At 69.5% G+C, this 25,833-nt stretch carries 27 protein-coding genes and 2 pseudogenes; 14 read left to right on the plus strand and 15 right to left on the minus strand.

Translation table 11 applies throughout. The features are described 5' to 3' along the window. The first annotated feature begins 40 nt into the window (after positions 1-40). The 4 genes from AC5Y7E_RS06600 to AC5Y7E_RS06615 are packed head-to-tail and all read left to right on the plus strand — an operon-like array spanning position 41 to position 3,412. Positions 41-1,771 carry an N-acyl-D-amino-acid deacylase family protein gene (locus AC5Y7E_RS06600; RefSeq protein WP_499948062.1) on the plus strand — a complete coding sequence of 577 codons (1,731 nt, stop codon included), beginning with the start codon at positions 41-43 and terminating at the stop codon, positions 1,769-1,771. Positions 1,772-1,809: 38 nt separating this feature from the next. Continuing rightward, complete coding sequence (locus tag AC5Y7E_RS06605) at positions 1,810-2,391, plus strand: PPE family protein (protein ID WP_499917977.1); 582 nt, start codon at positions 1,810-1,812, stop codon at positions 2,389-2,391. A 24-nt stretch (positions 2,392-2,415) separates the two neighbouring features. After that, positions 2,416-2,811, plus strand: a complete 396-nt coding sequence (locus AC5Y7E_RS06610) for a pyridoxamine 5'-phosphate oxidase family protein (protein ID WP_499948063.1) — start codon at positions 2,416-2,418, stop codon at positions 2,809-2,811. A 40-nt stretch (positions 2,812-2,851) separates the two neighbouring features. Continuing rightward, a complete protein-coding gene (locus AC5Y7E_RS06615; protein ID WP_499948064.1) occupies positions 2,852-3,412 on the plus strand; it encodes a carboxymuconolactone decarboxylase family protein in 561 nt (186 codons plus the stop codon). On the opposite strand, the gene AC5Y7E_RS06620 is transcribed toward AC5Y7E_RS06615, so the two are convergent. The 3 genes from AC5Y7E_RS06620 to AC5Y7E_RS06630 form a co-directional block, all read right to left on the minus strand. Then, entirely contained in the window at positions 3,401-4,225 is an 825-nt protein-coding gene (locus AC5Y7E_RS06620) for an SDR family NAD(P)-dependent oxidoreductase (RefSeq protein WP_499948066.1), read from the minus strand. The two genes, AC5Y7E_RS06615 and AC5Y7E_RS06620, sit on opposite strands and share 12 nt — an antisense overlap. Before the next feature lie 151 nt (positions 4,226-4,376). After that, positions 4,377-6,002 (minus strand): chaperonin GroEL, encoded by a 1,626-nt coding sequence (gene groL / locus AC5Y7E_RS06625; protein WP_007768358.1) that lies wholly within the window; start codon positions 6,000-6,002, stop codon positions 4,377-4,379. 221 nt (positions 6,003-6,223) lie between these two features. After that, the gene (locus AC5Y7E_RS06630) at positions 6,224-6,790 is read right to left on the minus strand and encodes a TetR/AcrR family transcriptional regulator (protein ID WP_499917972.1); all 567 of its coding nucleotides are present in this window, start codon (positions 6,788-6,790) and stop codon (positions 6,224-6,226) included. Between the two features lie 111 nt (positions 6,791-6,901). Between AC5Y7E_RS06630 and AC5Y7E_RS06635 the strand changes: the two genes are divergently transcribed. Next, a complete protein-coding gene (locus tag AC5Y7E_RS06635) occupies positions 6,902-7,813 on the plus strand; it encodes an SDR family NAD(P)-dependent oxidoreductase (RefSeq protein WP_499948067.1) in 912 nt (303 codons plus the stop codon). Here the strand turns inward: AC5Y7E_RS06635 and AC5Y7E_RS06640 are convergent. Continuing rightward, positions 7,810-8,508 (minus strand): M24 family metallopeptidase, encoded by a 699-nt coding sequence (locus tag AC5Y7E_RS06640; protein WP_499917970.1) that lies wholly within the window; start codon positions 8,506-8,508, stop codon positions 7,810-7,812. The two genes, AC5Y7E_RS06635 and AC5Y7E_RS06640, sit on opposite strands and share 4 nt — an antisense overlap. 29 nt (positions 8,509-8,537) lie before the next feature. On the opposite strand from AC5Y7E_RS06640, the gene AC5Y7E_RS06645 reads away from it, so the two are divergent. Continuing rightward, complete coding sequence (locus tag AC5Y7E_RS06645; RefSeq protein WP_499917969.1) at positions 8,538-9,032, plus strand: cupin domain-containing protein; 495 nt, start codon at positions 8,538-8,540, stop codon at positions 9,030-9,032. A 25-nt stretch (positions 9,033-9,057) separates the two neighbouring features. On the opposite strand, the gene AC5Y7E_RS06650 is transcribed toward AC5Y7E_RS06645, so the two are convergent. Together AC5Y7E_RS06650 and AC5Y7E_RS06655 are read right to left on the minus strand one after the other, a co-directional pair. Continuing rightward, entirely contained in the window at positions 9,058-10,509 is a 1,452-nt protein-coding gene (locus AC5Y7E_RS06650; RefSeq protein ID WP_499948069.1) for a flavin-containing monooxygenase, read from the minus strand. Further along, the gene (locus AC5Y7E_RS06655; RefSeq protein WP_499917967.1) at positions 10,500-10,979 is read right to left on the minus strand and encodes a VOC family protein; all 480 of its coding nucleotides are present in this window, start codon (positions 10,977-10,979) and stop codon (positions 10,500-10,502) included. Before AC5Y7E_RS06655 ends, AC5Y7E_RS06650 begins: the two co-directional genes overlap by 10 nt. A gap of 72 nt (positions 10,980-11,051) precedes the next feature. Between AC5Y7E_RS06655 and AC5Y7E_RS06660 the strand changes: the two genes are divergently transcribed. Together AC5Y7E_RS06660 and moeA are read left to right on the plus strand one after the other, a co-directional pair. After that, positions 11,052-12,002 (plus strand): SDR family NAD(P)-dependent oxidoreductase, encoded by a 951-nt coding sequence (locus tag AC5Y7E_RS06660; protein ID WP_499917966.1) that lies wholly within the window; start codon positions 11,052-11,054, stop codon positions 12,000-12,002. 20 nt (positions 12,003-12,022) lie between these two features. Then, positions 12,023-13,228, plus strand: a complete 1,206-nt coding sequence (moeA, locus tag AC5Y7E_RS06665; protein WP_499917965.1) for a molybdopterin molybdotransferase MoeA — start codon at positions 12,023-12,025, stop codon at positions 13,226-13,228. A 6-nt stretch (positions 13,229-13,234) separates the two neighbouring features. Here moeA and AC5Y7E_RS06670 read toward each other — a convergent pair whose 3' ends face one another. Continuing rightward, entirely contained in the window at positions 13,235-14,440 is a 1,206-nt protein-coding gene (locus tag AC5Y7E_RS06670) for an MFS transporter (protein ID WP_499917964.1), read from the minus strand. 63 nt (positions 14,441-14,503) lie between these two features. On the opposite strand from AC5Y7E_RS06670, the gene AC5Y7E_RS06675 reads away from it, so the two are divergent. From AC5Y7E_RS06675 to AC5Y7E_RS06685, 3 genes are read left to right on the plus strand one after another with little or no spacing between them, the layout of a single operon-like run. Then, entirely contained in the window at positions 14,504-15,226 is a 723-nt protein-coding gene (locus AC5Y7E_RS06675; RefSeq protein ID WP_499917963.1) for a phosphatidylserine decarboxylase, read from the plus strand. After that, positions 15,223-16,086 (plus strand): CDP-diacylglycerol--serine O-phosphatidyltransferase, encoded by an 864-nt coding sequence (gene pssA, locus AC5Y7E_RS06680; protein WP_499917961.1) that lies wholly within the window; start codon positions 15,223-15,225, stop codon positions 16,084-16,086. Before AC5Y7E_RS06675 ends, pssA begins: the two co-directional genes overlap by 4 nt. After that, entirely contained in the window at positions 16,083-18,254 is a 2,172-nt protein-coding gene (locus AC5Y7E_RS06685) for an AAA family ATPase (protein ID WP_499917960.1), read from the plus strand. The genes pssA and AC5Y7E_RS06685 overlap by 4 nt, the downstream gene beginning before the upstream one ends. Here AC5Y7E_RS06685 and AC5Y7E_RS06690 read toward each other — a convergent pair. Beyond that, complete coding sequence (locus AC5Y7E_RS06690) at positions 18,228-18,824, minus strand: TetR/AcrR family transcriptional regulator (RefSeq protein WP_499917959.1); 597 nt, start codon at positions 18,822-18,824, stop codon at positions 18,228-18,230. The genes AC5Y7E_RS06685 and AC5Y7E_RS06690 overlap by 27 nt on opposite strands. 21 nt (positions 18,825-18,845) lie before the next feature. Here AC5Y7E_RS06690 and AC5Y7E_RS06695 point away from each other — a divergent pair. Next, positions 18,846-19,643, plus strand: a pseudogene (locus AC5Y7E_RS06695) (DUF2867 domain-containing protein); the annotation flags it as partial. 5 nt (positions 19,644-19,648) lie between these two features. Here the strand turns inward: AC5Y7E_RS06695 and AC5Y7E_RS06700 are convergent. From AC5Y7E_RS06700 to napA, 7 genes and pseudogenes are all read right to left on the minus strand, one after another. Beyond that, positions 19,649-19,876: pseudogene (locus AC5Y7E_RS06700) on the minus strand (enoyl-CoA hydratase-related protein); the annotation flags it as partial. Then, entirely contained in the window at positions 19,873-20,895 is a 1,023-nt protein-coding gene (locus AC5Y7E_RS06705; RefSeq protein WP_499948071.1) for a TIGR03617 family F420-dependent LLM class oxidoreductase, read from the minus strand. The gene AC5Y7E_RS06705 and the pseudogene AC5Y7E_RS06700, both read right to left, overlap by 4 nt. Positions 20,896-20,911: 16 nt before the next feature. After that, positions 20,912-21,550, minus strand: a complete 639-nt coding sequence (locus tag AC5Y7E_RS06710) for an LON peptidase substrate-binding domain-containing protein (RefSeq protein ID WP_499948072.1) — start codon at positions 21,548-21,550, stop codon at positions 20,912-20,914. Continuing rightward, the gene (locus tag AC5Y7E_RS06715; protein ID WP_499948330.1) at positions 21,550-22,680 is read right to left on the minus strand and encodes a glutamate--cysteine ligase; all 1,131 of its coding nucleotides are present in this window, start codon (positions 22,678-22,680) and stop codon (positions 21,550-21,552) included. The genes AC5Y7E_RS06710 and AC5Y7E_RS06715 overlap by 1 nt, the downstream gene beginning before the upstream one ends. Continuing rightward, a complete protein-coding gene (gene sodC / locus AC5Y7E_RS06720; protein ID WP_499917956.1) occupies positions 22,670-23,314 on the minus strand; it encodes a superoxide dismutase[Cu-Zn] in 645 nt (214 codons plus the stop codon). The genes AC5Y7E_RS06715 and sodC overlap by 11 nt, the downstream gene beginning before the upstream one ends. A 21-nt stretch (positions 23,315-23,335) precedes the next feature. Further along, positions 23,336-23,812, minus strand: a complete 477-nt coding sequence (locus tag AC5Y7E_RS06725; protein ID WP_499917955.1) for a LytR C-terminal domain-containing protein — start codon at positions 23,810-23,812, stop codon at positions 23,336-23,338. 19 nt (positions 23,813-23,831) lie between these two features. Next, positions 23,832-24,140, minus strand: a complete 309-nt coding sequence (gene napA / locus AC5Y7E_RS06730) for a nucleoid-associated protein NapA (protein ID WP_007768412.1) — start codon at positions 24,138-24,140, stop codon at positions 23,832-23,834. A gap of 202 nt (positions 24,141-24,342) precedes the next feature. On the opposite strand from napA, the gene AC5Y7E_RS06735 reads away from it, so the two are divergent. Continuing rightward, positions 24,343-24,936, plus strand: coding sequence for a peptide deformylase (locus AC5Y7E_RS06735; RefSeq protein WP_499948074.1), 594 nt, complete (start codon positions 24,343-24,345; stop codon positions 24,934-24,936). Beyond that, complete coding sequence (locus AC5Y7E_RS06740; protein WP_499948075.1) at positions 24,936-25,778, plus strand: GNAT family N-acetyltransferase, cg3035/Rv0428c family; 843 nt, start codon at positions 24,936-24,938, stop codon at positions 25,776-25,778. Before AC5Y7E_RS06735 ends, AC5Y7E_RS06740 begins: the two co-directional genes overlap by 1 nt. Positions 25,779-25,833: the final 55 nt, after the last annotated feature.

A 25,833-nucleotide genomic window follows, 5' to 3' on the forward strand; every position in this document is an offset into this window, starting at 1 on the left:
ATCCTGGCACGACCCGCCGCCGCGGTCGTAGATTGTTTGAATGACTTACGACCTCATCATCCGCAACGGCACCATCGTCGACGGGCTGGGGGGTGAGCCGTTCGTCGGCGACGTGGCGGTGAAAGACAGCGTCATCGAGGCGGTCGGCGCGATCAACGGGGCGACCGCCACACGGGAGATCGACGCCACCGGGCTACTGGTCACCCCGGGCTTCGTCGACCTGCACACCCACTACGACGGCCAGTCCATCTGGTCGGAGCGCCTGACCCCGTCCTCTGCGCACGGCGTGACGACGGTGGTGATGGGCAACTGCGGGGTCGGCTTCGCGCCCTGCCGCCAGGAGGACCACGAGGTGCTCGTCGACGTGATGGCGGGCGTGGAGGACATCCCCGGTGTGGTCATGACCGACGGGCTGCCGTGGACGTGGGAGACGTTCCCGGAATACATGGACGCGCTCGAGTCCGGCAAGCGCGACATCGATGTGGCCGCGTACCTGCCGCACTCGCCGCTGCGGGTGTACGTGATGGGCCAGCGCGGCGCTGACCGCGAACCGGCGACCGAGGACGACCTGGCCAAGATGCGCCAACTGGCCAAGGAGGCGATCGAGGTCGGCGCGCTGGGCTTCGCGTCGTCGCGGCTGACCATTCACAAAACCGAAAGCGGTTCGCCCATCCCGAGTTACGAGGCCGCCCGGGAGGAGATCGAGGAGATCGCCCGCGGCGTCGTGGACGGCGGCGGCGGCCTGCTGCAGTTCGTTCCCGACATCCCGTCGGGCGGGTACCAACCCGTGCTGCAGACGGTGTTCGACGTCGCCGAGGACGTCGGGTTGCCCGTCACCTTCACCCTCGTCGTCGCCAACGCCGGCGACCCGACCTGGCCGGACGCCATCACGATGATCGAGAAGGCCAACGCGGCCGGTGGTGACGTCAGCGCGCAGCTGCTGCCGCGGCCGATCGGTCTGATCATCGGGTTGCAGCTGTCCGCCAACCCCTTCGTGCTCTACCCCAGCTACCGCGAGATCGCGCACCTGCCGCTGGACGAGCGGGTCGCCGAGATGCGTAAGCCCGAGGTCCGCGCCCGCATCCTGGCCGACACGCCAGGCCAGGGTCACCCGATCCTGTTCGTGACGCAGATGTGGGACTGGATCTTTCCGCTGGGCGACAACCCCGACTACGAGCCGGACCCCTCGAACAGCATCGGTGCCCGGGCCCGCGCCAAGGGTGTGAATCCGATGGAAGAGGCGTACGACCGGCTGCTGGACGACGAGGGCCGGGCCATGCTGCTGGTCGCGACCAGCAACCTGCAGAACAATTCGCTGGACACCGTCGGAGAGCTGCTGCACCGCGACGACGTAGTGCTCGGCCTCGGCGACGGGGGCGCGCACTACGGGATGATCTGCGACGCCAGCTACACGACCTACTTCCTGACGCATTGGGCGCGCGACCGCAAGGCCGGTCGGTTCAGCGTGCCCGAAGCGGTTCGCGAGCTCACCTCGGTGCCGGCCCGCATCGCGGGGCTGGGTGACCGCGGGCGCATCGCGGTCGGCTACAAGGCCGATCTCAATGTCATCGACCACGCCGCCCTTCGGCTGCACAAGCCGATGATCAGCTACGACCTGCCGGCCGGGGGCCGGCGCCTGGATCAGACCGCCGAAGGGTATGTCGCCACGATCGTGGCCGGAGAAGTGATCGCCGAAAACGGCGTCCCGACCGACGCCCGTCCAGGCAAGTTGGTGCGTGGGCGTCAGCCCGTTCCCGTACCCGCGGGATAACGCCGCGAAAAGCGGCATATAGCAGCTAAGTTGGGTCGGTGACGAACCCGCATTTTGCGTGGTTGCCGCCAGAGGTCAACTCGGCACTTATTTTTTCCGGTCCCGGTCCCGGGCCGCTGCTTGCTGCCGCGGCGGCATGGGACGGGCTGGCCGGAGAGTTGGCCTCGTCGGCATCGTCATTTTCTTTGGTGACCTCGGATCTGGCCAGCGGGTCGTGGCAGGGCGCATCGTCGACGGCCATGATGTCCGTGGCCAGCCGATACGTGAGCTGGCTCAGCGCAGCGGCCGCGCAGGCCCAGGCGGTCTCGCACCAGGCGTCGGCCATCGCCACCGCATTCGAGGTGGCGCTTGCCGCCACGGTGCAGCCCGCGGTGGTGGCGGCCAACCGCGCCTTGGTGACGGCCTTGGCGGCCAACAACCACCTTGGCCAGAACACCCCGGCCATCGCCGACATCGAGGCCGCCTATGAGCAGATGTGGGCCTCGGACGTGGCGGCGATGTTCGGCTACCACGCCGACGCCTCGGCGGCCGTGGCCAAGTTGCCGCCCTGGAACGAGGTGCTGCGTAACCTCGGCTTCGCCAACGCCGGCGCCGCCGTCACGCGCCCGGTGCCGCAGTAGATCCCGCGCCTATCCTGGAAGGTCATGCGCACCAAGAAGAAGGTCGATCTCCAGGCGCTGGCCAACGCGCTGGCCGACTACCCATACGCCTACTTGATCACGGTCGACGACGACTACCGGGCGCACACCGTGACGGTCGAGCCGCAGCTGCGCGAGGCCACTCTCGACGTCGGACTCATCGGCGGGCGAACCCGCAACAACCTCGCCCGGCGCGCCGACGTGACCCTGGTGTGGCCGCCCGCCGAACCCGGCGGTTATTCGCTGATCGTCGACGGCACCGCCTCGGTGACCGACGCCGGCGCGGATACCGCCCGCCTGACCGTGGTTCCCACCCGCGCGCTGCTGCACCGCGACGCCGACTCCCCCGGCGCGGCGAGGGGCTGCCTGCACGACTGCGTGGTGTTCTCGCTGCCGGGCTAGCGGGTCGCCGCCATCGGGCCAGGGCCGTACAGTCTCATCCGTGAGCCGCGTCGCACCGCTCGCTCCACCGTGGAGCGAAGAAGATTCCACTGGCATCAACAGCTGGGGCCACCCCGATCGCACCTATGAGCCGCTGCTGTTGGTGCGTTGCCTGCAGCGCCATCCGACGCTGGCCTCCCGTTTGCGTAAGCTCGGCGAATCCCTTTATTTCGCAGCGCTTTTGCCGGGCCGGACGCGGACCATCGCCATCCTTCGCAGCTGTGCGCTGCTGCGCTGTCAGTACGAGTGGGGCGGACAGGCGGCGTTCTGGGGCCCGATCGCGGGCGTCAGCGAAGACGAGTGCGACGCGCTGGTCACCGGTGGCCCCGACGACCCGCGGTGGAGCCCGGCCGAGCGGACGCTGATCGAGGCGGTGGACGAACTCGAGCGCACCGGCACCTGGTCGGAGGCGACGTGGAGCGCGCTGGGCGGCTTTCTCGACGACGAGCAGCGCATCGAATTGCTCACGGCCGTGGGCTGGTATCGCACGATCTGCACGCTGTGCAACGCGCTCGCGCTGCCGGTGGAGGGCTGGATGCGGCCCTGGCCCTTAGCCCACTGACCGGTCCCTGCGCAGTCCCGGATGCTGGTTCTTCAGTAACGGCAACAGCACCCGCCGCGGCATGAATTGAAACAGCCTGGTGCTGATCTGGCTTGGCAGGCCGGGGATCACGGTTCCGCGGTCGCCGTCGAGCGCGTCTATGCCGGTGCGTGCCACGTCCCGCGCCGGCATCCACAGGAACTTCGGGAACGCGTCGGCGAAGGTCCGCTCGTCCATGCCGGCGCTCTTCAGGAATTCGGTGCGCACCGGGCCGGGGTTCAGCAGCGCGACGGTGATCCCGGTGCCGGCGAGTTCGCCGCGCAGCCCCTCGGTGTAGGTGATCACGAACGCCTTGGTGGCGGCGTAGCCCACCTGCCCCGGGAAGGGGTGATAGCCCGCGGTGGATCCGACGTTGAGGATCGCGCCCTTCTTGCGCGGCACCATCCGCTGGACCGCGCGGGTGGTCAGATCGATGACGGCCTCGACGTTGACCCGCACCTGGGCGATCTCGTCGTCGACGGACGTGGTCGTCACCGAGCCGATGGTGCCGATGCCGGCATTGTTGACCAGGATGTCGGTGGTCAGGCCGCGACGGTCGACCTCCTCGAAAAGATCGGCGCGGGAGGCGGAATCGCCGACGTCGCAGGCGATCACCTCGACGCGGACGCGGCCGGCCAGCTCGTCGGCCAGCTCGCGAAGCCGCTCTTCGCGGCGGGCGACCAGCGTGACGCCGTGTCCGCGGGCGGCCAGCTCGCGGGCGATGTCGGCGCCGATGCCCGACGAGGCGCCGGTCACGACGGCGGTGCTGGTGGGTGAGGGAGTCGGAAGGGCCACGGCGTTCAACGTACAAGGCGGGTTTCGGGCCCGGCGCGCCGAACGTGAAACCAGGGCGGGCAAATCGCCGGAATCCCGCCCTGAGTTCACGCTCGGCGCACACGAAAAACCCGGCCCCACACGGGGACCGGGCTTTCCGTTGACTGCGGACTTAGAAGTCCATGCCGCCCATGCCACCGGTCGGGTCGCCCGCGGGTGCGGCCGCCTTCTCCGGCTTGTCGGCGACGACGGCCTCGGTGGTGAGGAACAGGCCCGCGATGGACGCCGCGTTCTGCAGCGCCGAACGGGTGACCTTCACCGGGTCGGCAACGCCGGCCTTCAGCAGGTCCTCGTACTCACCGGTGGCGGCGTTCAGGCCGGTACCGGCGGGCGAGTTGCGGACCTTCTCGGCCACAACGCCGGGCTCCAGACCGCCGTTGAAGGCGATCTGCTTCAGCGGAGCCTCGAGCGCCACGCGGACGATGTTGGCGCCGGTCGCCTCGTCACCGGTGAGCTTCAGCTCGTCCAGCGACGGGGTCGCGTGCAGCAGGGCCACGCCACCACCGGCGACGATGCCCTCCTCGACGGCGGCCTTGGCGTTGCGGACCGCGTCCTCGATGCGGTGCTTGCGCTCCTTGAGCTCGACCTCGGTCGCGGCCCCGGCCTTGATCACCGCAACACCGCCGGCCAGCTTGGCCAGGCGCTCCTGCAGCTTCTCGCGGTCGTAGTCGGAGTCGCTGTTCTCGATCTCGCTGCGGATCTGGGCCACCCGGCCGGCGATGGCGTCGGAGTCACCGGCGCCCTCGACGATGGTGGTCTCGTCCTTGGTGACGACGACCTTGCGGGCCTTACCCAGCAGGGCGACGTCGGCGCTCTCCAGCGACAGGCCGACCTCTTCGCTGATGACCTGGCCGCCGGTGAGGATGGCCATGTCCTGCAGCATCGCCTTGCGGCGGTCACCGAAGCCGGGGGCCTTGACGGCCACCGACTTGAAGGTGCCGCGGATCTTGTTGACGACCAGGGTGCTCAAAGCCTCGCCCTCGACGTCCTCGGCGATGATCAGCAGCGGCTTACCGGCCTGGATGACCTTCTCCAGCAGAGGCAGCAGGTCCTTGACGGTCGACACCTTGGAGCTGACCAGCAGGATGAAGGGGTCCTCGAGGACGGCTTCCTGACGCTCGGCGTCGGTGACGAAGTAGCCCGAGATGTAACCCTTGTCGAACCGCATGCCCTCGGTGAGCTCGAGCTGCAGGCCGAAGGTGTTGGACTCCTCGACCGTGATGACGCCCTCGTTGCCGACCTTGTCCATCGCCTCGGCGATCAGGTCGCCGATCGACTGGTCGCCCGCGGAGATGGCCGCGGTGGCAGCGATCTGGTCCTTGGTCTCGACCTCTTTGGCCGACTTGAGCAGGGTCTCGGTGACCTTCTCGACGGCCTTTTCGATGCCGCGCTTCAGACCCAGCGGGTTGGCGCCGGCCGCGACGTTGCGCAGGCCCTCGCGGACCAGCGCCTGGGCCAGAACCGTGGCCGTCGTCGTGCCGTCACCGGCCACGTCGTCGGTCTTCTTGGCGACTTCCTTGACCAGCTCGGCGCCGATCTTCTCGTAGGGGTCCTCCAGCTCGATCTCCTTGGCGATGGACACACCATCGTTGGTGATCGTGGGGGCGCCCCACTTCTTCTCCAGGACGACGTTGCGGCCCTTGGGACCCAACGTCACCTTTACCGCGTCGGCGAGGGCGTTCAGCCCTCGCTCGAGGCCGCGACGGGCCTCTTCGTCGTACGCAATTGTCTTGGCCATTGCGAAGTGATTCCTCCGAATATATGGGGTGACACTCAGGGCGACCGCTTGTCGGGTCGCCCCATCAACGCTGTGGCCGGGTGCAGTGCCCGCGACGGACGGCTAGGTGTCTTCCGCTTGGCGCGGCCCTGGCCTCACCGTCCCGACCTAGCACTCGCCGGTCGCGAGTGCCAACGTCATTCTTAGCACTCGCCTATGTCGAGTGCAAGAACTGGTCAGCCCTATCGCCGAACGCGTAAACCGTCGACGACGACGTCGGTCACCCGCTCGGCCAAGTCCGAGTTGTAGGCCTCCATCGCCTGGCACCCGACCATGATCGCCTTCACTTCGCGCACCCCGATGTCGCAGCGCGCGGAGCCGGCGCGCTGCGCGGCCCGTAGCAGCTCGTCGAGCATGGCCAGGAACGCGTCCTCGGCGTCGGGGGCGGCGGTGGCGATGTCGATGCCGAGCCCGGCGAGCGCGTCGGCCAGGCCGCGGTCCGTCGCGCCCCAGTGCAGCACCATCGACCGCAGGAAGGTGAAGAGCGCCTCGCCGGACCCTTCGGAATCCAGCAGGGCGCGGCCGTCGTCGACCAGCCGCTGCATGCGGTCCTCGATGACCGCCTGGAACAGCGACTCCTTCGTCGGGAAGTGCCGATAGACGGTGCCGGCCCCCACGCCGGCCCGCCGCGCGATCTCGTCGATGGGCACCGCGAGACCCTCGGCCGCGAAGGTTTCGTAGGCGACTTCCAGCACGCGCGCCCGGTTGCGCGCGGCATCGGCGCGCAGCGGCCGTGCGGGCTGCGCCATCTGTTCACTCCTCGAACCAAAGAAATTGCAAAGCGGGGCGTGCGTTCCATATAGTGGCACAATCAACCGGAGCGATCGCCCCGTTTACTTTACAAGTTCAAGGAGCCTCTCATGGGCAAGTGGACCACCGCGGACATTCCCGACCAGACCGGACGGGTCGCCGTCATCACCGGAGCCAACACCGGCCTGGGCTACGAGACGGCCCTGGCGCTGGCCGACCACGGCGCCCATGTGGTGCTGGCGGTGCGCAACCTGGACAAGGGCAAGGAAGCGGCGGCACGGATCACCGCCCAGAGCCCGCATGCGGACGTCGCGCTGACCGAACTCGACCTCACGTCGCTGGCGTCGGTCCGGGCGGCGGCCGAGCAGCTGCGATCCGCGCACGACCGCATCGACCTGCTGATCAACAACGCCGGGGTGATGTACACGCCGAAGTCGAACACCAAGGACGGCTTCGAGCTGCAGTTCGGCACCAACCACCTGGGCCACTTCGCCCTCACCGGCCTGTTGCTGGACCGGCTGCTGCCGGTCGCCGGCTCGCGGATCGTCACGGTCAGCAGCGTCGGCCACCGCATCCTGGCCGACATCCACTTCGATGACCTGCAGTGGGAACGCCGCTACAACAGGGTGGCCGCCTACGGGCAAGCCAAGCTCGCCAACCTGCTGTTCACCTACGAACTGCAGCGACGGCTTGCCCAGCACGGCACGACGATCGCCGCGGCCGCGCACCCCGGTGGTTCAAACACCGAATTGGGCCGCTACACGCCCACGCTGCTGAAGCCCGCTGTCGACTTGTTCTTCTCGAGGGTTGCTCAGGACGCGGCCATGGGCGCGCTGCCCACCCTGCGTGCGGCCACCGACCCCGCGGTGCTCGGTGGGCAGTACTACGGGCCCGACGGCTTCGGGCAGACGCGCGGCTACCCGACGATCGTGGGCTCCAGCAAGAAGTCCCACGACGCCGATCGCCAGCGCCGGTTGTGGACGGTGTCGGAGCAACTGACCGGCGTGACGTACCCCGTTTAGCTCACGTCGAGCAGCTGCTCGTAGAAGCCGCCGAAGCCGCGCGCGCGATCGATGAGGTGGATCTCCAGGATCCAGTGGCAGATGCGGCCGCGCGGGTCGGTGCGGCGCATCGGCTTCGTCGACCCGGGCATGATGTACCACTCGACGCCCGGGCCGGCGATCTTCTTGTGCGGGAACTCGCCGATCAGATGGCCCGCGATGCGGCTGCCCCACTCGAACCCCTCGGCGCCGGCCACCCCGACGACGTAGTCGAACAGCTCGGCGCCGGTGATGTCGGGGTGGCCGGCGAAGTGCTCGCGGCCGGCCTCCCACACGCGCGGCAGGGCGTCGCGAACGGCCGCCTTGTGGGGGTCGCCGCCGAGCACGAACGTCCGCCCGAAATCGGCCTCCCACTCCTCGAAGATCGGGCCCAGGTCGAGAAAAACGATGTCGTCGTCGACGATCACGCGGTCCGGCGGGCGTTCCTGGAACGGCTGCAGCGTGTTCTCCCCGGCCCGCACGATCCGCCGATGCCAGTGCCGGGTCACCCCGAACATCTCGCCGGCGAGGTGGTGGATCCGGTCGGAGAGTTCCTTCTCCGCCAGCCCGGGGCGGATCATGGCCCGCCGCTCGATCTCGTCGAACAGCTGCGCGGCTTTGCGTTCGGCGTCGAGCAGCCGTTGCACGCGAACATCTTCGGCGGGCGATCGGTCCACACCGGCGATGCTATGCGCACACTGGAACCATGTCCCTCGTCGTGCCGCCCTACCCACCCGCCCGATACACCAAAGACGAACCGGAGATCAGCGCCTGGCTCAAGCGGGCCGATCAGCCGCCCGACTATGAGACGTCCGGGGTCAAGTACCACTACCTGGCCAACCAGCAAGACACCGCCGGCGACTACGGCCTCTACCGCGTCGACATCGCCCCGGCCGGCGGCGGGCCCCCGGCGCACTTCCACCGCGCCATGTCCGAGGCGTTCTTCGTGTTGTCCGGAACGATGAAGCTCTACGACGGCACACAGTGGGCGGACGGACATCAGGGCGACTTCCTGTACGTCCCGCCCGGCGGCGTGCACGGCTTCCGCAACGAGGCGGACGAACCGGCGTCGATCCTGATGTTGTTCGCACCCGGCGCACCCCGTGAGGCCTACTTCGAGGGCTTCGCGGCGCTGGCCGACATGACCGACGACGAGCGCCGGGAGTGGTTCATCCGCCACGATAATTTCTGGGTGCAGTAGACCTTTGCACTAACGCGAGCGCGGACTACGGGCACAGCAGATAGTCCTCGGCGACCATTCGGCGAGTGCGCTCGAAGAATGCCCTTCCGCTATAGGGCAATTGGGTCACGACCTTCCCACTGGGATGCCGAAAGTAGTTGGTACAGGCCAGCCAGACCTTGCCCGCCATCGCGGCCTGGATCTCGTCGTTGTAGCGGCGCTGCGCCTCGGCCGTCACCTCGACGGTGCGCGCCCCGCGGCCGCCCATCACCTCGAGGATGTGCCGGACGAAGGTGGTCTGCGCCTCGTGGATGTAGATGATCGAGTTGACGCCGTTGGTGTTGGGGCCATACAGCACAAAGAAATTCGGATACCCCGTCACCAGTGTGCCCAGGTAAGCCTCGGCGCCGTCACTCCAGTCGTCGCGAAGGCGGCGGCCGCCGGATCCGTACACGTCGATGCTGGCCAGATAGTCGGCGGCGGTGAACCCGGTGCCGTAGATGATGGTGTCGACGCGGTGTTCGACGCCGTCGGCGGTGCGGACCCCGCGTTCGGTCAATTCGGCGATCAGGGTCGTTTCCAGGCTGACATTGGGCAGCGCGAACGTGGGGTACCACTCGCGCGACATCAGCGGCCGCTTGCATCCGGCGGGATAGTTCGGCGTCAGCTTCGCTCGCAACTCGGGGTCGGTTACCTTGCGGGCCAGGTAACTGCGGGCGAGCTCAGTCGCTTCGAGGGTCTGTGGGTGGTCAACGTCGAAGCTGGCCGACTCGTAAGCGTCGAAGGCCTCATCGCGCAGCTTCTGCGCGGCGGCCGGTTCGCGTTCGAACAGCTCGTGTTGGTCGGTGGTGAACGGGAAGTCGAATCGCGGCGCGATCCATATCGGGGTTCGCTGAAACACGGTCAGGTGGGCCGTCTTTCGCGCTATCGCGGGCACGTATTGGATCGCGCTGGCACCGGTGCCGATGGAAGCGACGCGTTCGCCGTCCGTCGACTTGCTGTGGTCCCAGCGCGAGGAATGAAATCGGCGTCCGCGAAATCGCTTGTCCCCCACAATGTCCGGGACATACGGCACATCGAGCATGCCGACAGCGCTGACCACCACATCGAAGTCGTGCTGTCGGCCGTCAGCACTGGTCAGCGTCCAGCGGCGCCGCGAGTCCGACCAGCGCGCGGTGGTGATCGCGGTGTTGGCCCTTAGGCGCCCCGCCAGCCTGTGCTCGGCCGCCACCCTCTCGAGATAGGCAAGGATCTCGGGCTGATTGGCATAGGTCTTGCTCCAACGCGGGTTGGGCGCAAAGGAATACGAGTACAGATGGGACGGGACGTCACAGGCCGCGCCCGGAAAAGTGTTGTGGCGCCAGGTTCCACCGAATCCGTCGGCCCGGTCGAAGATCGTGAAATCGTAGCCCGCGTCGGCGAGCTGGATCGCCATCGCGATGCCGCCGGCGCCGGCGCCGATGATCCCGACCGACGGCTTCGGGGCCGCTACGTCCATTGCGCGAAGTACGGTCGCTCGGGCCGGCTCTTTTCGACCAGGATGAACACCACCCCCCATGGATCGACGAACCAGGTGGTACGAACCCGCGCGACGTCCGCGATTCCGCTGACCAGGAAGCGCACCCCCTTGGACTCCAGTTCAGCCCGGGTGGCGTCGATGTCCGCACAGACCAGCCCGACGTGCGAGAGCCCGGGATCGGTCAGCGTACGCCCCTCATCGGGGGGCCCGCCGTCGGCTCCGAGGTATTCGATCACCTCGAGCACCCTGTCACCGTCATCCTCGAATCCGAGGATGGCCGCCTTCATGCTGGGATCGGCCACCAGCTCACCCATGTCGTCGCGAATGGCGTTGCCAGACATGACATATGGCGGCGAGAGGACACGCAGCCCGAGCACATCGCGGTAGAACGCCACCGCGGCCTCGCAATCCGGAACGCACACCCCGGTGTGAGCCAAACCGGTGATCACGTTCTCACCATACGTCGCCGTGCCCACCCGCCGATCCGCTCGTCAGCAGAACCGATGGGTATGTTTTGGGCCATGCCTTCCAACGACGCCCAGACCCGCTCATGGTCGGAGGGTGACGTCCCGGATCAGAGCGGCCGCGTCGTCGTCGTGACCGGCGCCAACACCGGCATCGGTTACGAGACGGCCGCCGTACTGGCCTGCCGCGGCGCGCACGTCGTGCTCGCCGTGCGAAACCTGGAGAAGGGCAACGCGGCGCTGTCGCGCATCGTCGCCGCCGGGGGCCAAGGGCGCGGAAAAGTAGACGTCACATTGCAGCACCTGGATCTGACCTCCCTGGACGCGATCCGCTCGGCCGCCGACGCGCTGCGCGCGTCCTACCCGCGCATCGACCTGCTGATCAACAACGCCGGGGTGATGTGGACGCCCAGGCAGGTCACCGCAGACGGGTTCGAGTTGCAGTTCGGCACCAACCATCTGGGCCACTTCGCGCTGACCGGGCTGTTGCTGGAAAGCCTGCTGGTGGTGCGGGATTCGCGGGTGGTGACGGTCAGCAGCCTCGGGCACCGGCTGCGGGCCGCGATCCACTTCGACGACCTGCAGTTCGAGCACGGGTACGACCGGATCGCCGCCTACGGGCAATCCAAGCTCGCCAACCTGCTGTTCACTTACGAGCTGCAGCGCCGGCTGGCGGCCAAGGCCGACGCGAAGACCATTGCCGTCGCGGCGCATCCGGGCGGTTCCAACACCGAGCTGGCCCGCAACCTGCCAAGCGTCTTGCGGCCGGTGCAGGCCGTGCTGGGCCCGGTGCTGTTCCAGAGCCCGGCCATGGGCGCGCTGCCCACGCTGCGGGCCGCCACCGACCCGGCCGTCGAGGGCGGGCAGTACTACGGCCCGTCCGGCTTCCTCGAGCAGCGTGGCCGCCCGAAGCTCGTGAAATCCAGCGCCCAGTCCCACGACGCGGAGCTGCAGCGCCGGCTCTGGGCCGTCTCCGAAGAACTCACCGGCGTCAGCTTCCCGGTCTGACACGGGAGATAATGGCTCCGATGCGCTCAGTCGCCGAACATCAGCGGATCGTCACCGGGTTGATTCGCGCGCGCCCGCCGGCCGCGGTCCCGCTGCCCGATGCCCAGGGCCTGGTGCTGGCCGCGGACGTGGTGGCGCAGCTGGCGCTGCCGGTCTTCGACAACTCCGCAATGGATGGCTACGCGGTGCTCGCCGAAGACACGGCGGGCGCCACGCCCGAGAACCCGGTGGTGTTGCGCGTCGCCGAGGACATTCCGGCCGGGCGCACCGACGAACTGACGCTGCAGCCCGGCACGGCGCACCGGATCATGACGGGCGCGCCCCTGCCGGCCGGGGCGACGGCGGTCGTGCCGGTGGAGGAGACCGACGGCGGCGCGGACGTGGTGTCGATCCGCGCTCCCCGCACGGCCGGCAAGCACATCCGCCGCGCGGGCGAGGACGTCTCCCCCGGCACCACGGTCCTGCGTCAGGGTCAGGTCGTGACGCCGGCGGTGCTCGGCTTGGTGGCGGCGCTGGGCATCGCCGAGTTGCCGGTGATCCCGCGCCAGCGCGTGCTGGTGATCTCGACCGGATCTGAGCTGGTGACCCCGGGCACGCCGCTGCTGCCGGGGCAGATCTACGAGTCCAACTCGATCATGCTGGCCGGTGCCGTCCGGGATGCGGGCGCGGACCTGGTCGCCGTCGCGACCGCGGAAGACGAAGTGGCGCAATTCAGTTCGATCATCGACCGATACGCGGCCGACTCCGATTTGATCATCACCAGCGGCGGCGTCAGCGCCGGCGCCTACGAGGTGGTCAAGGACGCCTTCGGGCGCGAGGGCGACCAGGGCGTGGAATTCGTCAAGGTCGCCATGCAGCCGGGCATGCCGCAGGGTGTGGGACGGGTGGCCGGCGCCACGATCGTCACGCTGCCGGGCAACCCGGTCAGCGCGCTGGTGTCCTTCGAGGTGTTCATCCGGCCCGCGCTGCGCAGGGCCATGGGCCTGCCGGACCCCGAACGCCCGCACCGCACGGCCGTCCTCGCCGAGTCGCTGACGTCGCCGCGCGGCAAGCGGCAATTCCGGCGCGCGGTGCTCGACGACGACGGCAGCACGGTCACCAGTTACGGACCGCCGGCGTCGCACCACCTGCGCTGGCTGGCGTCGGCGAACGGCCTGCTGGACATCCCCGAGGACGTCGTCGAGGTGCCCGAGGGAACCAAGCTGCAGGTGTGGGATCTGCGCTAGCGAGGTCTAACCGGCGGGCGTGGCCACGTCCCGATGGAACTCGTCGGCCTTGTCGAAAGCCGGGGTGCAACGGATCGCGACGCCGACGACCGACATCATCACCGGGATGGTGACCAGCGCCGCCGACAGCCCCACCCGGCCGGACAGGTGGCCGATCAACGGCGGCCCCAGCAGGTAGCCCAGCCAGCCGGTCGCGGCCACGAGGGCGATCGCCGATCCGGCGCCGCTCGCGCCGTAGGCCGCGCTGAAGGCGGTGGGCACCAGCAGCGCCACACCGACGCCCAGGGTGGCGAAACCCAGCACGCTGACCCAGGAGTCGGCGGCGGCCAGCATGACGCTCACGCCCACGACGGCCACCAGCGCCAGCGCCGGCAGCAGCCGGCGGCTGGACACCCGCGCGTGCAGCCGGGGTGCGCCGAACCGGGTGATGACCATCGCGCACGTGTAGGCGGCGTAGCTCAGCGCGGCGACGCCCGGGCCGGCGCCGACGACGCTGCGCAGGTAGTTGGCCGACCAGTCGGTGGCGGCGCCTTCGCACAGAAACGACGCGAACGACACCGCGGCCAGGATCGCCACCGCCGGCGTCATCCAGGCGCGCCTGCCGCGCGCCGGTGCCGGTGACGCGGCGGCGTCGGCCGCGTCGGGGATGAGGCGACGGGTCAGCGGTTCCACCACGATCAGGACGACCAGCCCCAGCCCCGCCAGCTGGGCGGTCAGGCCGACGCCCACGCTGACGCACGCCGCGCCCACCAACGCCCCCGCCAACGCCCCGACGCTCCACATGCCGTGGAATCGCGCCATGATCGGAGCCATGGCGAGGCGCTCGACCGTGCCCGCCTGGGTGTTCATCGCGACGTCCAGCGCCCCCTGGAAAAACCCCCACAGCGCGAGCGCACCGAACAGCGCGGCGGCGGATCCGACGAGGCCCACGGTCGTTCCGGCCGCGACATAGCCCGCCACCGTGATCGGGATCAGCCGGTGGCTGCCCCAGCGCGGCAGCGCCCAGTGGCTGAGCAGCGTGGCCACCACCGACCCCAGCGGCGCGCCGAACAGCGCGGTTCCCAGCGCCGCATCGGACAGGCCGAGCTCGGCCTTGACGTGGGGAATGTGAGCGGCCCAGGAGGAGAACACCAAACCGTGCGCGATGAATACGGCGGTGACCGTCACCTTCGCCCGGGGCAACTGCGGCGCGCGCCGATCGTCCGTTTGCATGTCGAAGGTGGGCGTTCCCTTTGCGGGCGGCTACGAATCAGCCGTGGGCTCTAAGATGGCCGCGTGGCACGACGCCCCCGCACTATCGGCCCCTCGGCTCAAGACCCCGGCTTCAGCCCGCAACATGCGCTGGAGCTGGTGCGCTCCGCCATCCCGCCGGTCCATCCGGCCGGGCGGCCGTTCATCGGCGCCGGACTGGCGCTGGCCCTCGTCGGCCGCAAGCACCGATGGGTGCGACGGGCGGGCCTGCTGGCCGCCGGCGCCTGCGCGGGATTCTTCCGTCATCCACCGCGGGTGCCGCCCACCCGGCCCGGAGCGATCGTCGCTCCCGCCGACGGCGAGGTCTGCGTGATCGACTTCGCCGCCCCGCCCGCCGAACTGAGCATGGGCGACGCCCCCCTGCCGCGAGTCAGCATCTTCCTGTCGCTGCTGGACGCCCACGTGCAGCGCGCCCCGGTCAGTGGCGAGGTGCTCGCCGTGCAGCACCGCCCGGGCCGGTTCGGCTCGGCCGACCTGGCCACCGCCAGCACCGAGAACGAGCGCACCAGCCTGCACCTGCGCACCGCCAGCGGCGCGGACGTGGTCGCGGTGCAGGTCGCCGGGCTGCTCGCCCGGCGCATCATCTGCGACGCGCACGTCGGGGACAAGCTGTCGATCGGTGACACCTACGGCCTGATCCGGTTCGGCTCCCGGCTGGACACCTACCTGCCGGCGGGTTGCGAACCGCTGGTGAAAGTGGGCCAGCGCGCGATCGCCGGCGAGACCGTCTTGGCCGAGCTGCGATGATCAGCAAGCCGCGCGGGCGCCCGGCGGTCAACCTGCAGATCCTGCCGAGCGCCATGACGGTGCTCTCCGTGTGCGCGGGGCTGACGTCGATCCGGTTCGCCCTCGAACACCAGCCCAAGGCGGCGATGGCGCTGATCGCCGCGGCCGCCATCCTGGACGGACTCGACGGGCGAGTGGCCCGCATCCTGGACGCCCAGTCGCGGATGGGCGAAGAGATCGACTCGCTGGCCGACGCGGTGAACTTCGGCGTGACGCCCGCGATCGTGCTGTACGTGACGCTGCTGACCACCTCGCCGGCCGGGTGGGTGGTGATCCTGCTCTATGCGGTCTGCGTGGTGTTGCGGCTGGCGCGGTTCAACGCCTTACAGGACGACGGCACCCAGCCCTCCTACGCGCACGAATTCTTCGTCGGCATGCCCGCGCCGGCCGGCGCGATCTCGATGATCGGTCTCATCGGACTCAAGCTGCAGTTCGGTGACGGCTGGTGGACGTCGCCGCTGTTCCTGTGCATCTGGATCACCGGGACCTCGATACTGATGGTCAGCAAGATCCCGATGCGCAAGATGCACGCCGTCGCGGTGCCGCCGAGCTGGGCGGCGCCCCTGCTGGCGGTCTTGGCGATCTGCGCGGCGGCCGCGGTGCTGGCCCCCTACATGTTGATCTGGGTGATCATCGTCGCCTACCTGTGCCACATACCGTTCGCCATCCGCAACTCGCGCTGGCTGGCCGCGCACCCCGAGGCGTGGGACGACGCACCCAAGCAGCGCCGCGCCGCGCGGCGGGCGATCCGCCGGGCGCAGCCCAACCGCCGGTCGGTGGCGCGGCTGGGCCTGCGCAAGCCGGGCAGGCGCTTGCCGTGAGTGACAGCTCGGCCCGTCAGCTCACCCTGATAGCCCGGCTGAACACCTCCGCCGTCGACTCGAGGCGCGGCGTCATCCGCTTGCACCCGAATGCCATTGCCGCACTGGGGATTCGGGAATGGGACGCGGTGTCGCTGATCGGGTCGCGCACCACGGCGGCCGTCGCGGGGCTGGCCGGCCCGGACACGCCGGTCAGCACCGTGCTGCTCGACGACGTGACGCTGTCCAACGCGGGACTGCGCGAGGGGACCGCGGTGGTCGTCGGCACCGTCACCGTCTACGGCGCGCGGTCGGTGACGCTGTCCGGCTCGGCGCTGGCCACCCAGTCGGTCACGCCGGTCACGCTGCGACAAGCGTTGCTGGGCAAGGTGATCACCGTGGGCGACGCCGTGTCGTTGCTGCCCCGCGACCTGGGTCCGGGCACCTCGACGTCGGAGGCCACCCGCGCGCTGGCCACCGCGGTGGGCATCAGCTGGACCTCGGAGCTGCTCACCGTCACCGGCGTCGATCCCGCGGGACCGGTGAGCGTGCAACCCAACTCGCTGGTCACCTGGGGCGCCGGGGTGCCGTTCGGCGCCGGGGCCGCGCCGCAGATTTCGGTCGAGATCGCCCGGCCGGAGATGGTCGTCGAGGAACTGAAAGGCACTCAGCCGCAGGCGGCCAAGCTCGTCGAATGGCTCAAGCTGGCGCTCGATGAACCGCACCTGCTCAAGGCGTTGGGCGCCGGTGCCAACCTGGGCGTGCTGGTGTCGGGTCCGGCAGGCGTGGGCAAGGTGACGCTGGTGCGCGCGGTGTGCGGCGACCGCAGGCTGGTCACCCTGGACGGCCCGGAGGTCGGCGCGCTGGGCGCCGAAAACCGGCTCAAGGCAGTCGCTTCGGCCGTGCAGACCGTCCGCGACGGGGGCGGCGTGTTGCTGATCACCGACGTCGACGCCCTGCTGCCGGCCACCGCCGAACCCGTCGCCTCGCTGATTCTGGCCGAGCTGCGTACCGCCGTGGCCAGCGAGGGCGTCCCCCTGATCGCCACGTCGGCGCGACCCGACCAGCTCGACGCCCGGCTGCGCGCCCCCGATCTGTGCGACCGCGAGCTGGCCCTGCCGCTTCCCGACGCCGGCACCCGCAAAGCGCTGCTGGAGTCGCTGCTGCGGAACGTGCCCACCGGCGACCTCGACCTCGACGAGATCGCTTCTCGTACACCGGGTTTCGTCGTCGCCGACCTGGCCGCGCTGGTGCGCGAGGCGGCGCTGCGCGCGGCGTCGCGGGCCAGCGCCGACGGCCAACCGCCCGAGCTGAAACAAGAGGATCTGGCCGGTGCGCTGACCGTCATCCGGCCGTTGTCCCGCTCGGCGAGTGAGGAAGTCAGCGTCGGCAACATCACGCTCGACGACGTCGGCGACATGGCCGAGGCCAGACAGGCGCTGACCGAGGCGGTGTTGTGGCCGCTGCAGCATCCCGACACCTTCGCGCGGTTGGGCGTGGAGCCGCCGCGCGGGGTGCTGCTGTACGGGCCACCGGGCTGCGGCAAGACCTTCATCGTGCGGGCCCTGGCCAGCACCGGGCAGCTGTCCGTGCACGCCGTGAAGGGCTCCGAGCTGATGGACAAATGGGTGGGCAGCTCGGAAAAGGCTGTGCGCGAGCTGTTTCGGCGGGCCCGGGATTCGGCGCCGTCGCTGGTGTTCCTCGACGAGGTGGACGCGCTGGCGCCGCGGCGCGGGCAGAGCTTCGATTCGGGGGTGACCGATCGGGTGGTGGCCGCCCTGCTGACCGAGCTCGACGGTGTCGACCCGCTGCGCGACGTGGTCGTGCTGGGCGCCACCAACCGGCCGGACCTGATCGACCCCGCGCTGCTGCGCCCCGGCCGGCTGGAGCGGCTGGTTTTCGTCGAACCGCCGGACGCCGCGGCCCGGCACGAAATCCTGCGCACGGCGGGCAAATCCATTCCGCTGAGCGACGACGTCGAGCTGGACCGGGTGGCGGCAGGACTCGACGGCTACAGCGCCGCCGACTGCGTGGCGCTGCTGCGGGAGGCCGCACTGACCGCCATGCGCCGATCCATCGACGCCACCGACGTGACGGCCGCCGACCTCGCAGCCGCCCACGAAAACGTCCGTCCCTCTTTGGATCCCATGCAAGTCGAGTCGCTACGGGCGTTCGCCAAAGCTCTGTAGCACGGCCCGGGCCGACGCCGCCACGTCCCTTTCCAGCCAGGCCGGCATCGGGTCATCGTGCGCGTGGCGGCGCACCACCGCATACGGCAGGTCGGCGACCGCCCGCGCGACGGCGTCGATCGATCGCGGTTTGGCGTTCCCATACAACTGCTTTGCCAGATCGGCGACGCGCCGCGTCAGCGGGGCGTTCATCGCGGCGAGCGTCCGCTGGAACGCGGCGTCCGGCTCGTCGTCGAGCAGGTCGCCGGGCCGGATCGTCAACAACAGCCGGGCGTCCTCGGGCAGGGAGCGCGCGAAGCCGACGGCGGACACGGCCATCGCCACGGCGGTGTCGGTCGGGGTGTCGCCGTCGGCGGCCAGTGCCCGCGTCTGGAAGCGTTCCAGCGCCCGCAGCCACGCGGCCGTCAGGATGCCGTCGCGGTTGCCGAACCGGTGATACAGCGTGCCCGCGGGTGCGCCACTGGCTTTCGCGATTGCGGCCACACTGGCCGCGCGCGGGCCGCCGTCGAGCACCAGCGCCCGGGCCGCGTCGAGGATCACATCGGTTTCATGCTTCCGCGGAGGCGCCATGATCTAGTACATTCCTTCTATATGGAACGATTACCCTATATCGATGAGCATGCCATAACCATCGACGCCGGCCGCGAAGACACGTGGGCGGCGCTGCTGCGGGTGATGTGTCGCGATCCGCTCGATCCGTCGACCGTGCCGTTCGGCTTCGCCCTGGACGAAGCCCGACCGCCGGCGCGATTCGCGCTCAAGGGTCGCCACTGGTTCGCGGTCTACCGATGGGTGTTCGAGCTGGACGCGCTCGACGGCCCCGCGCGCACCCGGTTGCGGGCGGCCACCTGGGCGGACTTCCCCGGTATCCGCGGCAAGGCCTATCGGGCGCTGGTGATCGGCTCCGGCGGGCATCGCGTCGTCGTGCGGCGAACCCTGAAACGCGTTGCGGCGGCGGTGCTCGACGAGCGCGCGCAGACCGGTGAGACCGCGGCCGATTACGTGGACGTCTTCGAGGTGCCCATCGCCGCCGGCGACGCGCGCACCGCCGAAGAAGCCTTTCGCGACGGGCTCGGCGACAGGCCGGGCGCGGGCGGACGCCTGGTGCTGTGGATCCACCGCAACGTGCTGCGGTTGCGGCTGGGTCCGCCCCGCTCGGCCGGTCACCTCATCGGCTGGCCGATCATTCGTTCGGATCCCGACGAACTGGTGCTGGCGACCCGCGGGCCGCTGATGCTCGGCGAGCTGACGCTGCGCCGCCAGGACGGTCGGCGGGCGGTGCTCACCACCCGCCTGCACTACCGCCGCCGGGTCGCCGCCCGGGCGGTCTGGGCGTTCATCGGCCCGCTGCACCGGGCGGTGGCGCCGCGGCTGATGCGGCGCAGCGCGCGCCGGGGCGCGTCGAACGGGCTTGCGTCGCCGGAGAAGTCGGCCCCGGCACAAAGCGCGCGGCCCGCGCCGGTGAGCACGATGGCCCGGACGTCGTCGTCCTCGTCGCAATCCCGGTAGGCCCTGCTCAGCAGCGCACCCATCTCGGCGGTGTAGGCGTTGAGCTGCTCGGGCCGGTTGAGCGTGAGCACCGCCACGCCGCAATCGATTTCGACCGTCAGGTCGGCGCTCATCGCAGGGCCGGCACGCGGTGCAGGGCGCCGATCATGTCGGCGACGTCGGCGGGGCGGGCAGTGTAGCCGGGAAAATAACAGCACACCTCGTCGGCGTGCTCGCCGAACCGCGCGGCGATTTGCCGCGCGCATTCCTCGGGCGTGCCGACGATCCCGATCCGGGCCACCATCTCGTCGGTGATCAGCCGGCGCATCTCGGGGAAGCGGCCCTGCTTGGACAGCGCGTTGAGTTCGGGCTGGGCGTCGGCCCAACCCTCCACCTGCAGCACGGGCAGGTAGGCCGGCGTCGAGCCGTAGAACGCGATGAGGGAAGCCACGCCGTTGATCGCGGTCGCCAGGTCGGCCTCGTCGCGGCCGACGGCAACCATGGCCTGGGCGATGATCTGAAACTCGTCGAACGTTCGCCCCGAGCGGCGCAGCCCCTCGCCGATCGCGGGCACGGTGCGCTCGGCGAAATGGTCGGCACTGTTGAACGGCATCACCAACAGACCGTCGGCAACCTCCGCGGCGGTGCGGGTCATCACCGGCCCCAGCGCACCCAGCAGCACCGGCGGCGGCCCGAACGGGTTGGGACCGGGATTGAAGTTGGGCGCCATGAGGGTATGCGTGTAGAACTCGCCGCGAAAGTTTAAGCGCGCCTGGCCTTCCCACGCAGCGAAGATCGCCTTGATCGCGGCGATGGCTTCGGCCATCCGCGGCGCCGGCCTGTCCCAGCTAGTGCCATAACGCTTTTCGATGTGCACCTTGATCTGCGATCCGAGGCCGAGGCGGAACCGGCCACCGCTGTAGAGCTGCAGGTCGTAGGCGGAGTGCGCCAGGTGCAACGGACTGCGCGGCGGGGCGATCGCCACGTTGGTCATCAGGTCCAGGCCGGTCGTTCCGGCGGCGATCAGCAGCGGAAAGAAGACGTCGTGCTGGCCCTCGAAGGTGAACAGCCCGTCCGCGCCGGTCGCGGCGATGTCGGCGGCACTCGCCGCCGCCCGCACCGGTGAACCGCTGACCTGAAGCTGTACCTTCATGCACCCGTCCTTCACGTCATTCCGAAAGCTGAAACTCCACCACCTCGGCGAGCGCGTCCACGGCTTCGCGCAGCGCGATCAGGCGCTCGGCGGCCCCCGGCGCCGACAGCACCGAGTAGCGGTCGGCGGTGCCGATGGGAATGCGAGACGCCAACGCGAACAAGCGCTTCCCCGCCGGTCCGGTCCGGTCCCGCCCCAGGATCACCTCACGGCCGGGGAGCGTGATGTCGCGCGCCTGCGCGATCCGTTCGAACAGGGCCATGGCCCGGTCTTCGAGGTCGAGCAGCTGCGCGTCGGACACCGCATCGCCGGGCTCGTCGGGCCACAACTCGACCGTCGCCCGCGGATACGGGTCGTCGGGCAGCCATTCGGGCACCCGAATGCGTTCTCCGGTATGGCAATTCAACGTGTACCGACCCGCGCCGTGGTCGGCGCATTCGGCAATCCGGGACAACACGCCGACGTCGCACCGCGCGTCACCGCCACCGACCTCGCGCCCGCGCGAGATCAGTACCACGCCGAACGGGTCGCCGGTGTCCATGCAGTGCCGCACCAGCGCGCCATAGCGCGGCTCGAAGATCCGCAGCGGCAGGCCCTGGCCGGGCAGCAGCGCTGACTCCAGTGGAAACATCGCCAGCACAAGGGTTTCCGTCATCAGATCACCAGTTCGGCCACCAGCGCGTCGACGACCGCACGCAGGTCGCCGTCATGTTCTTCGGCGACCCGGCGCTGCCGCTGGTAGGAGGCGCCCTGCCGCGGGATGTCGGCCACCGCTGCCAGCTCGTCGACGCAATTCAGCTTCTTGGCCACCGGCTCCAGCCGGTTCAGCACGTCGTCGAGATCCTCGGTGACCAACCGCTCGTTGCTGTCGGCGTCCAGGATGATCACCGCGTCCAGGCCGTAGCGGGCGGCGCGCCACTTGTTCTCCTGGTTGTGCCAGGGCGGCATGCTCGGCAACGACTCGTCGGCTTCCAGCCTGCGGTCGAGGTCGACCACCAGGCAGTGGGTCAGGGCGACCAGCGCACCCAACTCGCGCAGGTTGGACACGCCGTCGCAGATCCGCATTTCGAGCGTACCCAGGTGCGGGGAAGGCCTGATGTCCCAACGGACTTCGTCGACGTGGTCGATGATGCCGGTCTTCTTCTGGTCGTAGACGAAGCGTTCGAACTCCGACCACGTCTGAAATTGGAACGGCAGCCCCGCGGTGGGCAGCTGCTGAAACATCATCGCGCGGTTGCTGGCGTATCCGGTGTCCACGCCCGTCCACCACGGTGACGACGCCGACAGCGCCAGCAGGTGCGGGTAGTAGTTGAGCAGCGACGTCATGATCGGCATCACCTTGTTCGGCGAGGAGATGCCGACGTGCACGTGGACACCCCAGATCAGCATCTGCCGTCCCCACCATTGGGTGCGCTTGATCAGTTCGGCATAGCGCGGGGCGTCGGTGAATTTCTGAGAACTCCACTGCGCGAACGGGTGTGTGCCGGCACAGAACAGCTCCATGCCGCGATCCCGGACGACGCGGCGCGCCGGGCCGAGCGTCTGCCGCAGGTCCTCCATGGCCTCGCCCGCGGTGCGGCAGATGCCGGTGACCACCTCGACGGTGTTGCGCAGCAATTCCTTGTGCACACGCGGGTTTTCGCCGATCTCCGCGATCACCGCGGTGGCTTCGTTGCTCAGGTCGCGGGTCTGCGCGTCGACGAGCGCGAACTCCCACTCGACCCCGAGGGTCGGCCGTGGTGAACGGGCGAAATCGATGCGCGAGCTGGCCCGGTTAGCCGGCACCGATGACACCGCACGCCACCCGCTTGCCGGGGTCACCGGTACTCATCGTCATGTCGTTGGGACCCTGCGTCCCATGGGTCTCCGCACCGGCGTGGATGATGATCGCGGTCTTCTGCCCGGTGAGCAGATCCTCCATGGCGAATGCGTCCGTGGTGGTCATCAACGTTGCCGAGCCGTCCTTGCGAACCTGCAACGGGGGCAGGGCGCCACTGGCGGGCTCGCCGGTGTGCCCGGGCGCCTGGAAGTGGTCGCCGGCGGAAAGGAAGTCTCCCGGCGCGCCGCCGTTCGGGGCCACCGAGTTCGGCTCACACTTGCCGACCTTATGGATGTGCACATCGTGGAAGCCGGGCGTGAGCACGCCGTTGGCGGTCGTCTCGATGGTGATGGTGGCATAGCCGTTGTTGAATTCGAACTTCGCGGTGGCGACCTGGGTGCCGTCCGGCGCCTTGAGGTGCGTGGTCATGCCCGGGGCCGTCTCGGCTGCGGGCTCCGAGGCTTTCTCGCCCGCGGGGGACGGCGATCCGGTCCACACCGCGGGGGTGGTGCCCGGAACCGACGACGCCTGCTGCGGCGACGAACACGCGCCCAGCAGCACGACGCATCCGGCCAGAACCAACGGGGGCAGCTTAGGCATAGCCTGCAGCCTAGCCCTTACCTAGCCCGCGACGAGGACGATGACACCCGGCGGCTCGCCGCTGAGCGCGGGAATTCGCGGTTCGACGGGTGCGCCCAGGTTCTTGCCCACCGCATCGGCCGTGGCGTGCTCGTCACCGGCGTCGGTGTAGTAGACCGTGGTGGCGGAAACGTCGGGCACAACCATGTTGTCGACCTTGGTGACCTTGAATCCCGCGGACGTCAGCTGATCCTTGGTGCGCGATGCCACACCCTCTTTCGAGGAGATGTTGTAGATCTGCACCTCGGCCTGGGTGCTCGCGGGCTTGTTGGTGGCCGACGTCGTCGCCGAGCTGGTGGCGCTGGTGCTGGACACCGCCGACGCGGAATCGTCGTCGGAGCTCCCAGAGGACCCCAGCGCCTGCCAACCGAGCAGCAGAAAAATGACGCCGAGGAACAACAGCACCATCACCATTGCCCGCAACGGCAGTCCGGTGGAGTCGGGAACTCGTTCTTTCATCGAGCCCTACTGTAACGAGTCAGGTCACCTCGAAGCCGAGGCGCCGCGCCGCACGCGCCTTCTGCCTGCTGGCGCGCAGCCGGCGCAGCCGTTTCACCAGCATCGGGTCGGCGGCCAGGGCCTCGGGCCGGTCGACGAGCGCGTTGAGCACTTGGTAGTAACGCGTCGCCGACATCGAGAACAACTCCTTGATGGCGTCTTCCTTCACCCCGGCGAACTTCCACCACTGGCGCTCGAAGGCCAAGATGTCGTGCTCGCGGCGGGTCAGCCCATCTGCGATCTCAGAGTCGTCCCCCGATCGATTTGCCCGCGCCATGGCGCTGTCCATATCGCTTCCCCTGGACCCTTTCGGCGAATTCCGAACTGCTCGAATGACTTGACTTAGCTAAGGGCGTGTTTCGGCGAATATTGAAACACGCGCCAAACCCTCAAGCCGTCATCCAGACCCGCGAGTCGGCCGATTGACCAAGATTGCCCAGACGTCGATCGCGGGCCGGGCGGCCCACGGGCGTGCGGTAGCTTAGCCGACCATGGCAGTCGTTCCGATCCGCATCGTGGGAGATCCCGTCCTGCATACCCCGACGCAGCCGGTGCCGGTCGCTGCCGACGGGTCGCTGCCGGCGGATCTGGCCGAGTTGATCGCGAACATGTACGACACCATGGACGCCGCGCACGGGGTGGGGCTGGCGGCCAACCAAATCGGCGTCGGCTTGCGGGTCTTCGTCTACGACTGCGCCGACGACCGCGGCCGCACCGAGCGCCGCCGCGGTGTCGTCGTCAACCCGGTTTTGGAAACCTCCGAGATACCCGAGACCATGCCCGACCCGGACAACGACGACGAGGGTTGCCTGTCAGTGCCCGGCGAGTCCTTCCCCACCGGGCGCGCCAAGTGGGCCCGGGTCACCGGACTCGATGCCGACGGCAAGCCGGTGTCCATCGAAGGCAACGACCTGTTCGCGCGAATGCTGCAGCACGAGACCGGGCACCTGGATGGCTTCCTCTACGTGGACCGCCTCATCGGCCGGCATGCCCGCAGCGCGAAACGCGCCGTCAAATCCCATAATTGGGGCGTTCCGGGCCTGTCCTGGACGCCCGGCGAGGGACCGGATCCGTTCGGCCACTGATGGTTTCGTGGCCCGACCCGGGAACGCGGGTGGCGGTGCGCTACCGCCGCCTGGCCGGTTCGGTGCCGCCGTTGACCGATGCGGTGGGCCACCTGCTGGCGGTCGACCCGATCGTGCGGGTGCGGACGAAGTCCGGCGCGGTCGTCGAGTTCGCGCCCTCCGATGCGGTCGCGCTGCGGGTGCTCACCGACACCCCCATCCGCACCTCGCAGATCCGCGCGCTCGAGCATGCCGCCGCCGCGGCGTGGCCGGGCGCGGAACATCTGTGGCTGCACGGCTGGCTGCTGCGCGCCGGTCACGGCGGCGGTCTGGTCGTCAATTCCGCGGTGCCGCTGGATCTTTCGGCTCAGCTGAGCACCGTCCCGGCGATCGTCGTGTGGTACGCGGAGCGCGGCCTGACGCCGCGGCTGGCCGTGCCCGACCGCTTGTTGCGGTTGCCGCCCGGCCTGGCGGCCGAACACGTGGAGCGGATGCTGGTGCGCGACCTGTCGAGCGTCACGCCGGCGTCACGGCCGGACCCGAGCGTCACGCTGGAGCAGCGTTCGGGCGAGGGCGGGGTTGAGCTGGCGTTCGGCACGCACGCCGGCACCGCGGTCGCGCGTGCCGCCGTGACCGACGCACCCGATGGCACGCGCTGGGTGGGCATCTCGGCGGTAGCGGACGACGACGAGCGGACGGCGGCGGAGGTGTGCGAGGCGTTGTTGGCCTGGGGCGCCGATCGCGGCGCGACGCGCGGCTACCTGTCGATACCCGACACCGGCGCGACGACGCTGGCCGCGGCGCTGGGATTCCGGCCGCACCACCGCCGTCGGTACGTCCCGGTGCCCCCGGCTAGCGTTTAGTCATGCCCGACGGGACAACTGATGGCGGCGACCCGCCGCGCCCGGCTGCGCCGCG

Source organism: Mycobacterium sp. NGS17, from assembly GCF_059813205.1.